At 74.1% G+C, this 9,213-nt stretch carries 8 protein-coding genes and 1 pseudogene; 5 read left to right on the top strand and 4 right to left on the bottom strand.

Going from position 1 to position 9,213, the window contains the following annotated elements:
* Positions 1 to 867, bottom strand: an 867-nt coding sequence (locus H5J30_RS09375) for an MFS transporter (protein ID WP_181786875.1), incomplete at its 3' end; no start/stop codon positions are given.
* A gap of 118 nt (positions 868 to 985) precedes the next feature.
* On the opposite strand from H5J30_RS09375, the gene H5J30_RS09370 reads away from it, so the two are divergent.
* Positions 986 to 1,585, top strand: a complete 600-nt coding sequence (locus H5J30_RS09370; RefSeq protein WP_181786873.1) for a TetR/AcrR family transcriptional regulator — start codon at positions 986 to 988, stop codon at positions 1,583 to 1,585.
* A 50-nt stretch (positions 1,586 to 1,635) separates the two neighbouring features.
* Here H5J30_RS09370 and H5J30_RS09365 read toward each other — a convergent pair whose 3' ends face one another.
* Positions 1,636 to 2,139: a hypothetical protein gene (locus tag H5J30_RS09365; RefSeq protein WP_181786871.1), complete on the bottom strand. Its 504-nt coding sequence runs from the start codon at positions 2,137 to 2,139 to the stop codon at positions 1,636 to 1,638.
* Between the two features lie 67 nt (positions 2,140 to 2,206).
* On the bottom strand, positions 2,207 to 4,060 hold the full coding sequence (gene ilvD, locus H5J30_RS09360) for a dihydroxy-acid dehydratase (protein ID WP_181786869.1): 1,854 nt from the start codon (positions 4,058 to 4,060) through the stop codon (positions 2,207 to 2,209).
* 185 nt (positions 4,061 to 4,245) lie between these two features.
* Between ilvD and radA the strand changes: the two genes are divergently transcribed.
* On the top strand, positions 4,246 to 5,712 hold the full coding sequence (gene radA / locus H5J30_RS09355; RefSeq protein ID WP_181786867.1) for a DNA repair protein RadA: 1,467 nt from the start codon (positions 4,246 to 4,248) through the stop codon (positions 5,710 to 5,712).
* A 110-nt stretch (positions 5,713 to 5,822) separates the two neighbouring features.
* On the top strand, positions 5,823 to 6,947 hold the full coding sequence (disA, locus tag H5J30_RS09350) for a DNA integrity scanning diadenylate cyclase DisA (protein WP_181786865.1): 1,125 nt from the start codon (positions 5,823 to 5,825) through the stop codon (positions 6,945 to 6,947).
* Positions 6,948 to 7,163: 216 nt separating this feature from the next.
* Here disA and H5J30_RS09345 read toward each other — a convergent pair whose 3' ends face one another.
* A complete protein-coding gene (locus tag H5J30_RS09345; protein ID WP_181786863.1) occupies positions 7,164 to 8,027 on the bottom strand; it encodes a hypothetical protein in 864 nt (287 codons plus the stop codon).
* A gap of 128 nt (positions 8,028 to 8,155) precedes the next feature.
* Here H5J30_RS09345 and H5J30_RS09340 point away from each other — a divergent pair, with 128 nt between their 5' ends.
* Positions 8,156 to 8,728 (top strand): phosphatase PAP2 family protein, encoded by a 573-nt coding sequence (locus tag H5J30_RS09340; protein WP_258563211.1) that lies wholly within the window; start codon positions 8,156 to 8,158, stop codon positions 8,726 to 8,728.
* A 256-nt stretch (positions 8,729 to 8,984) separates the two neighbouring features.
* Positions 8,985 to 9,213, top strand: a pseudogene (locus tag H5J30_RS09335) (sigma-70 family RNA polymerase sigma factor); the annotation flags it as partial.

The following is a 9,213-nucleotide window of genomic DNA, read 5'->3' as shown; positions in this document are numbered from 1 at the left end:
GCAGCCCATCAGCAGGGCACGCTCGGCGCCCCACCGGTCGGCGGCGGGGCCGCCGAGCTGGCTGCCGACGATGCCGGAGACGCCTGCCAGCACGAAGATCACGCCGAGTCCGGTGGGGCCGAGGCCGGCGAGGTCGCGGAGGTAGACGGCGAGGTACGTGACCACCATCAGGTTGCCGAGTACGGCGACGGCGGTGCCGGCGAGGCCGACGAGCAGCGCGGGGCGGGCGAGCGGGGCCAGCCGGTCGGCCAGCCGCAGGGCCTCGCCGCGGGGCGGCTCGGGCAGGGTCGCGTACAGAGCGGCGAGGGAGGCGACGCCGAGGAGGCCGCCGAGGACGAACGCGCCCTGCCAGCCGGCGACCGCGCCGATCCAGGTGCCCAGCGGCACGCCGAGCAGCAGCGACGTGGTCAGTCCCGCGAAGACCGTGCCCATGTAGCGGCCCTGCCGCTCCGGCGGGGCGAGGGCCGCGGCGGCGCCGAGCGCGCCGGGCACCACGATGGCGGCGGCGAGCGCGGCGACCACGCGCAGCCCCATGAGGACGGGGAAGGAGGCGACGAAGGGCATCGCGAAGTTCGCGGCGGCGAACACCGCGAGAGCGGTGGTGAACAGGGGGCGGCGGGGCCAGGTGGCGGTGACCACGGAGGCGACGGGGGCGGCAAGCGCGAGCACCAGGGAGAAGACGGTGACGAGCTGGCCGACCGCGGCCTCGGACACGTCCAGGTCGTCGGCGATGCCCGGGAGCACGCCCGCGACGAGGTAGTCGTCGGTGGAGAATGTGAAGGTCGTCAGCGTGAGCGCGATCAGCCAGCCCGGCAGGGAGCGGCGGAGGGGGGATGCGGTTTTCTGCAGGGTGGGATTCTCGTCCATGCCGTTAAGGTAACAGTCGTTACCCTAACGGCGTCCACCGGTTTCCGGGCCGTGCGCGTACGTGCGTACCCCGGTGCGCGCGTACGCGGGCGGCCCGGTGACACGTACCAGGAGTGCCATGCCCAGACCCGCCGACCCGGCCCGCAAGACCGCCCTGCTCGACTCGGTCGTGGACTACCTCGTGGACCACGGGCTCGCCACCCTGTCGATGCGGCCGCTCGCCAAGGAGCTGGGGCAGAGCACCCGGGTGCTCACCCACCATTTCGCCGACAAGGCCGACCTGCTGAACGCCACGCTGACGCGGCTGGACGAGCGGCAGCGCGAGTGGCTGGCCGGGCTGCCCGGCGCGGACGGCGAGATGGGCATGGGCGAGGTCGTACGGGCCACGTGGGAGTACCACCTGACGCCCGAGCACCTGCCGCTCACCCGGCTCATCCACGAGATCGAGGGGCTCGCGGCGGGCGACCGGCTGGGCGGCGCGACGTCGCGGCTGCTGGCGGACCGGGTGGAGTTCGTCGCGGGCTGGTTCCGCGACCGGGGCGTGCCGGCGGAGGCGGCGACGGACTACGCGACGCTGCTCAACGCGGCGTTCGCGGGGTTGCAGATCGACATGCTCAACACGGGCGACCGGGAGCGCACCACGGCGGCGGCGCACCGGCTCGCGGACCTGGCGGACGGGTGGGTGGCCGCGCACGCGGAGGCGCGGGAGGAGGCGTAGCCGCGGGGGGGCACGCCGTGAGGGACGGGACGCGGGGTGCGGGCTGCGGGTCAGCGGCGCTTCTTGCGCTTGCGCTTCGCCGGGTTGCCCGTACGGGACGAGCGCCGCCGCGCGTGCTGGTCCAGGCGGTACTCGTAGTCCGTGCGGAGCAGCCCCTCGCCCGGTGCCTCGACGAAGCTCCGCACCGTGTACGCCAGCAGCACGCCGACGAAGCCGATGACCCGGATCGGCCGGAACGAGCCGTCGCCCGGTCCGGGCTCGTGCGGGCGGCTGAAGCCGTTCAGGGTGCGGGTGAAGGCCAGCGAGCTGCACACCGCGAAGGCGACGATCATCAGCAGCTGTATGAGGCCGCCGCTGTCGGCCAGCTGCAGGCCGTTGTAGGACAGCGCCAGCACGAACGCGCCGCCGCCGGCCAGCGCGAGGGCCAGGACGGCGAGGCCGGTGCGGCGGGCCCAGTAGCCGCCGGAGCGGTCGACCCAGGTCGTGCCGAAGAACCGCAGGGGCTCGGGCCGGGGCGCGCCGTCGGCGCTCTCGGGCTGCTGGTTGTCGCTCACGTACCCGATTATCGCGGAGCCCCGCGCGGCCCGTCCCGCCCCCCTGCGCGACGGGCCCGCGCCGCGCTCAGCCCTCCAGCTTGGTGACGTCCCGCACGGCGCCCCTGTCGGCGCTGGTGGCCATGGCCGCGTACGCCCGCAGGGCCATGGACACCTTGCGCTCGCGGTTCTTCGGCGCGTACCGCCCGCCGAGGGCCGCGCGGCGCTCGGCGAGGGTCTGCTCGTCGACCAGCAGCTCGATGCCGCGGCTCGGGATGTCGATACGGATCAGGTCGCCGTCCTCGACCAGCGCGATGGTGCCGCCCGCCGCCGCCTCCGGGGAGGCGTGGCCGATGGACAGCCCCGAGGTGCCGCCGGAGAAGCGGCCGTCGGTGACCAGCGCGCACACCTTGCCCAGGCCGCGGCCCTTCAGGAACGACGTCGGGTAGAGCATCTCCTGCATGCCGGGGCCGCCCTTGGGGCCCTCGTAGCGGATGACGACGACGTCGCCCTCCTTGACCTGCTTGCCGAGGATCTTGTCGCACGCCTCCTCCTGCGACTCGCAGACGACGGCGGGGCCCTCGAAGGTGAGGATGGAGGCGTCGACGCCCGCGGTCTTCACCACGGCGCCGTCCGCGGCGATGTTGCCCTTGAGCACCGCCAGGCCGCCGTCCTTGGAGTACGCGTGCTCCAGCGAGCGGATGCAGCCGCCCCCGGCGTCGGTGTCCAGGGACTCCCACCGCTCGGACTGCGAGAACGCCGTCGCCGACCGGACGCAGCCGGGCGCCGCGTGCCACAGCTCGACGGCCTCGGGCGACGGGGAGCCGCCGCGGACGTCCCAGCGCTTGAGCCAGTCCGCGAGCGAGTCGGAGTGCACCGCGTGCACGTCCTCGTTCAGCAGGCCGGCGCGGTACAGCTCGCCGAGGATGGCGGGGATGCCGCCGGCGCGGTGCACGTCCTCCATGTAGTACGTGCCGCCGGGGGCGACGTTCGGCGCCACCTTGGCCAGGCACGGCACCCGGCGGGAGACGGCGTCGATGTCCGCCAGGCCGTAGTCGAGGCCGGCCTCCTGGGCGGCGGCCAGCAGGTGCAGGATCGTGTTCGTCGAGCCGCCCATGGCGATGTCGAGGGCCATCGCGTTCTCGAAGGCGCTGCGGCTCGCCACGTTGCGCGGGAGGACGGTCTCGTCGTCCTGCTCGTAATACCGCGTGGTCAGGTCGACGACCGTGCGGCCCGCGGCCTCGTAGAGCGCCTTGCGGGCGGTGTGGGTGGCCAGCACCGAGCCGTTCCCCGGCAGGGAGAGGCCCATGGCCTCCGTCAGGCAGTTCATCGAGTTGGCGGTGAACATGCCGGAACAGGAGCCGCAGGTGGGGCAGGCGTTCTCCTCGATGCGCAGCACGTCGGCGTCGGAGACGCCGTCGTTCGCCGCGTCCACCATGGCGTCGATCAGGTCGAGCTTGCGGACCGTGCCGTCCACGAGGGTGGCGCGGCCGGCCTCCATGGGGCCGCCGGAGACGAAGACCGTGGGGATGTTCAGCCGGAGGGCGGCCATCAGCATCCCGGGGGTGATCTTGTCGCAGTTGGAGATGCAGACCAGGGCGTCGGCGCAGTGCGCCTCCACCATGTACTCCACGGAGTCGGCGATCAGGTCGCGCGAGGGCAGGCTGTAGAGCATGCCGCCGTGGCCCATGGCGATGCCGTCGTCCACGGCGATCGTGTCGAACTCGCGCGGCACCGCGCCGGCGGCCTTGACGGCCTCGGAGACGATGCGGCCGACGGGCGCCAGGTGCGTGTGCCCCGGGACGAACTCCGTGAAGCTGTTGGCGACCGCGACGACGGGCTTGCCGATGTCCTCGTTCGCTACGCCCGAGGCGCGCATGAGGGCGCGGGCGCCCGCCATATTGCGGCCGTGGGTGACGGTACGGGACCTCAGCGCGGGCATGTTTCCCTCCCGGGGAGCGGCACATCTGAGCGGTACATCCGAATCTCCGAGCCTACGCCCCCTGCCCACGGTCCGGACCGTTTGTCCACAGTCCGGACGGCGGCGGGCCCGCGGCCGGGGCCGCCGCCGCACCCCGCCTGTGGACAACTCCCGGCGGTGTCAGCGGGTCCCGCTACGTTAGGCGCATGGCTTCCCGTAAGAGCGGCGGCAGGGACCGCCCCGCGTACCGCTGCTCCGAGTGCGGCTGGTCCACCGTGAAGTGGCTCGGCCGCTGCCCCGAGTGCCAGGCGTGGGGCACGATCGAGGAGGTCGGGGCGCCCGCGGTGAAGACCACGGCCGCCGGCCGGGTCACGACGTCCGCGCTGCCCATCGCGCAGGTCGACGCCCGCCGCGTCGAGGCCCGCGGCACCGGGGTGCCGGAGCTGGACCGGGTGCTCGGCGGCGGGCTCGTGCCGGGCGCCGTGGTGCTGATGGCCGGCGAGCCCGGCGTGGGCAAGTCGACGCTGCTGCTCGACGTCGCCGCGAAGGCCGCGGTCGGCGGGGAGCGCACGCTGTACGTGACGGGGGAGGAGTCCGCCGGCCAGGTCCGGCTGCGCGCCGACCGCATCGGGGCGCTGAGCGACGGGCTGTACCTGGCCGCCGAGACCGACCTCGCCGCCGTCCTCGCCCATCTCGACGAGGTCAAGCCCGCGCTGCTCGTGCTGGACTCCGTGCAGACCGTCGCCTCCGGCGAGATCGACGGCGCCCCCGGCGGCATGGCGCAGGTGCGGGAGGTCGCCGGCGCGCTGATCCGGGCCTCCAAGGAGCGCGGGATGGCCACGATCCTCGTCGGGCACGTGACGAAGGACGGCGCCATCGCCGGACCCCGCCTGCTGGAGCACCTGGTGGACGTCGTGCTGCACATCGAGGGCGACCGGCACGCCCGGCTGCGGCTGGTCCGCGGCATGAAGAACAGGTACGGCGCGACGGACGAGGTCGGCTGCTTCGAGCTGCGCGACGAGGGCATCATCGGCCTCGCCGACCCCAGCGGCCTGTTCCTGACCCGGCGGGACGAGCCCGTACCCGGTACCTGCCTGACGGTGACCCTGGAGGGCCGCCGGCCGCTGGTCGCGGAGGTGCAGGCGCTGACGGTCGACTCGCAGATCCCCTCCCCCCGGCGTACCACGTCCGGTCTGGAGACCTCCCGGGTCTCGATGATGCTGGCGGTGCTGGAGCAGCGCGGCGATATCCGCGCGCTGTCCAAGCGGGACATCTACAGTGCCACCGTCGGCGGTGTGAAGCTCTCCGAGCCCGCCGCCGACCTGGCCGTCGCACTCGCGCTGGCCAGCGCCGCGACCGACACCCCGCTGCCGCAGAACCTGGTCGCGATCGGGGAGGTCGGCCTCGCCGGCGAGGTGCGGCGGGTGACGGGGGTGGCCCGGCGGCTGGCGGAGGCGGCCCGGCTCGGGTTCACGCAGGCGCTCGTACCGGTGGATCCGGGGAAGATCCCCGCGGGCATGAAAGTACGGGAAGTCGCGAACATAGGAGACGCGTTGCGAGCACTGCCGGCAGGCCGGCGGCGGGCGGGCGGCGGGTCCCGGGAGGCGGGTGAAGGGAAGGAGCCGGGGAAGGAGCCGAGGGAGTCCCGGCAGCCCGAGGAGGCTCGCCGGTAGACTTTGCCCCGGTCTCTTCCGTGCGGGGGAGCGCAGGGGGCTCGTGCGTGCGCCACCCGGCGCACGCGTAGAGCACCGAAATGACGACCGGAGGATTCCGGAGGATTCCAGTGGCAGCAGGCGACCGGGCGGGCGCCCCGGGCAGAGCCGGGGGCAGTTCCGGCTCCGACGCCGCGGTGAGGGCCGCGCTGAGCGCGGTCGCGCCCGGCACAGGGCTGCGTGACGGCCTGGAGCGGGTCCTGCGCGGCAACACGGGCGGGCTCATCGTGCTGGGCACGGACAAGATCATCGAGTCCATCTGCACCGGCGGCTTCGTGCTGGACGTCGAGTTCACCGCGACGCGGCTGCGGGAGCTGTGCAAGCTCGACGGCGCCGTGGTCCTCGACCAGGACATCACGCGGATCGAGCGCGCGGGCGTGCAGTTGCTGCCCGACGCCTCGATCCCCACCGAGGAGACCGGCACCCGCCACCGCACCGCGCAGCGGGTGTCGATCCAGAGCGGCTTCCCCGTCCTCTCCGTCAGCCAGTCGATGCGGCTCATCGCGCTGTACGTCGACGGCCAGCGGCGCGTGCTGGAGGACTCCGCCGCGATCCTCTCCCGGGCCAACCAGGCGCTGGCCACCCTGGAGCGGTACAAGCTGCGGCTCGACGAGGTCGCCGGCACGCTCTCCGCGCTGGAGATCGAGGACCTGGTGACCGTGCGGGACGTCTCCGCGGTCGCGCAGCGGCTGGAGATGGTGCGCCGGATCGCCACCGAGATCGCGGAGTACGTGGTCGAGCTGGGCACCGACGGCCGGCTGCTGTCCCTCCAGCTCGACGAGCTGATCGCGGGCGTCGAGCCGGAACGCCAGCTCGTCGTCAGGGACTACGTCCCGGAGCGCACCGGCCGCCGCCCGCACACCGTGGAGCGCGCGCTCACCGAGCTGGACCGGCTCGCCCACGGCGAGCTGCTCGAACTGCCCATCGTGGCCCGCTCGCTGGGCTACACGGGCGTGCCCGAGACCCTGGACGCGGCGGTCTCGCCGCGCGGTTACCGGCTGCTGGCCAAGGTGCCGCGCATCCCCAGCGCCGTCATCGACCGGCTGGTGGAGCACTTCGGCGGCCTGCAGAAGCTCCTCGCGGCCAGCGTCGACGACCTGCAGACGGTCGACGGCGTGGGCGAGGCGCGGGCCCGGTCGGTGCGCGAAGGGCTGTCGCGGCTGGCGGAGTCGTCGATCCTGGAGCGCTACGTCTGACGCGGGCGGCGCGGCGCCGGGGCCGAGCGTCCCGCGCGCGCGTGCCTCCCGCGGCCGTACGGCCGTCAACGCCCGGCGCCCGCGTGCCTCATGGAGACATACGCTCGTCAACGTCCTGTGTCCGGGCGCCTCGTGGGGACGTACGGCCGTCAACGTGCCGTGCCGGGGCAGCGCCGCAGAACGTACGGCCGTCAACACTCCGCCGCGCGGGTGCCGTCAGGACTTCTCCAGCACGAACGGCGCCGTCGCCGTCGCGAAGCCGGCCGCGCTGACCTCCGCCTCGTAGCTCCCGGCGCCCGCCGTGCCCGCCTTCGGCGTCGCGCAGCGCGGCTCGCTCGCCCGCATGTCCCACTCGTACGTCCGCGAGACCTCGCTGCCCGCCGGCACCGCCAGCAGGATCGGGTCGGTCGTCCACGGGCAGTCGTCCGACGCCCACCACCGGCTCTCGCCGCCGGTCGACGTCGAGATCGTGAGCACCGTCGAGGTCGGCGAGAAGTCCAGCTTGCAGTCCTCGGCACCGGAGTTGACCGCGGTCAGCTCGAACACCGGCCGCTCCCCCGGCGCGTACGAGCGCTCCTCGCTGCGCAGCGTCAGCTCCACGTCGTCCGGGTCGCACGCGGCCATGGACGAGCCGGCCGGCACGCCGTCCGAGCCGACGCCGAAGCCGCCGCCCGCGGTGCCCGCGCCGCCCCCGGAACCGGCGCCGCCGGCGGAGCCGCCGTCCTCGCCGCCGGAGCCCTGGCCGCCGTCGTCGCCGTCGCCGGAGCCGTCGGAGCCGCCCGAGCCCCCGGAACCGCCGCCGTCCTCGTCGCCGGAGCCGCCGGATCCGCCCGAGCCGCCGCCGTCCTCCTCGCGTCCCCCGGGTGGGTCGTCGATCACCGTCGAGTCGTCGGTCGGCCCCGGAGTGATCGACTCCGCGGGGTTCTTGCCCTCGTCGGCGGCGTTCTCGCTGCCGCCCCCGAGGTTGATGACGACGACGGCGAAGATCGCGAGCACGGCGAGCAGGCCGATCAGGACCGCGCGGCGCCGCCAGTAGATGGCGGACGGCAGCGGACCGACAGGACGGCGGAAAGATCCCACGCGGAAACCTTACGAGACTTGGGGCGCAAGGCGGTCCCGTACCCGCCGTCGCGATCTGACTTTCGTCAGGGGAGCGTACTGACTTTCGCCGGAAGTGGTGAACCGAACACGGTTCGTACCGTCCCGGCATGAACGACGAGTTGTACCGGGACGCCACCTCGTTCGCCCGCCGCACGCCCGAGTGGCTGCACGCGCTCGCCGAGTACGGCACGGACGCCGGACTGCTGCTGCTGGCCGCGCTCTTCGCCGCCGCGTGGTGGGCGGCGCCGCGGCGCGCGCCGGTCGTGGCGGGGGCGGCGGGCACGCTGGCGGCGTACGGGCTGAGCGAGTTGGTGAAGGTGTGGGTGGCGCGGGAGCGGCCGTGCCGGGCGGTGGACGGGGCGGCGGAGCCGCTCGCGGACTGCCCGCCGCCGGGCGACTGGTCGTTCCCCAGCAACCACGCGGCGATCGCCGGCGCCGCCGCCGTCGCGCTGGCGGTGGCGTGGCCGCGGATCGCGGCGTGGGTGCTGCCGTTCGGCGTGCTGCTGGCGGCGTCGCGGGTCTTCGTCGGCGTGCACTACCCGCTCGACGCGGCGGCGGGCCTCGCCCTGGGCGCGGCGGTCGCGGCGCCCTGCGCGGCCCTTGGGTCTGTCTTCAATCTCCCGTCTGCGGCGCGACGCCTGGCACGCACGCTCGCTGCGTTGTCGGGACGGACCGAATAGGCCCACTATGCGGTCGACCCTCCGCCTTGCGATCGCACGCACCAGACGCCGCGCCGCCCGCCCTACGGGCGAACGACGCGAGATTGAAGACAGACCCTTGCGCGCGTACGGATCGGGGCCACCGGAGGACGCCGCCGGCGGGAGGCGAACACTCTCACAAGGACGACGTCCCCCATTGAGTGACAACGTCACCCGTGGGAGTGAGAAGCGCCGAACCACCCCGATCCGTACGCCACTATGCGCCTACGTTCGCGGGGTGACGAGCAGCCCCGACCCCGAACCCGCCCGGCAGCCGCCGCCACAGCACCCGCCCGAGCAGTACGAGCCCTACCTGGACGGCCTGTTCACCTACTGCATGTCGGTGCTGTGCGACCACGACGGCGCCGTCGCCGCCCTCGGCGACGTACTCGCGATCGCCGAACGCCAGCCGCGGCGGCGCCCCGCGACGCCCGCCGAGTGGCGGCCCTGGCTCTACTCGCTGGCCC

Source organism: Streptomyces phytophilus (assembly GCF_013870535.1).
GTDB classification, from domain to species: Bacteria; Actinomycetota; Actinomycetes; order Streptomycetales; family Streptomycetaceae; genus Streptomyces; species Streptomyces phytophilus.
Note: the sequence above shows the minus strand (reverse complement) of the source record. Positions and strands in the feature narration are given on the sequence as shown.

Bases quoted from the DNA above. Each gene is read 5' to 3' on its own strand.
- H5J30_RS09370 (WP_181786873.1), top strand. From the start codon at position 986: ATGCCCAGACCCGCCGACCCGGCCCGCAAGACCGCCCTGCTCGACTCG.
- ilvD (WP_181786869.1), bottom strand. From the start codon at position 4,060: ATGCCCGCGCTGAGGTCCCGTACCGTCACCCACGGCCGCAATATGGCG.
- radA (WP_181786867.1), top strand. From the start codon at position 4,246: ATGGCTTCCCGTAAGAGCGGCGGCAGGGACCGCCCCGCGTACCGCTGC.
- H5J30_RS09340 (WP_258563211.1), top strand. From the start codon at position 8,156: ATGAACGACGAGTTGTACCGGGACGCCACCTCGTTCGCCCGCCGCACG.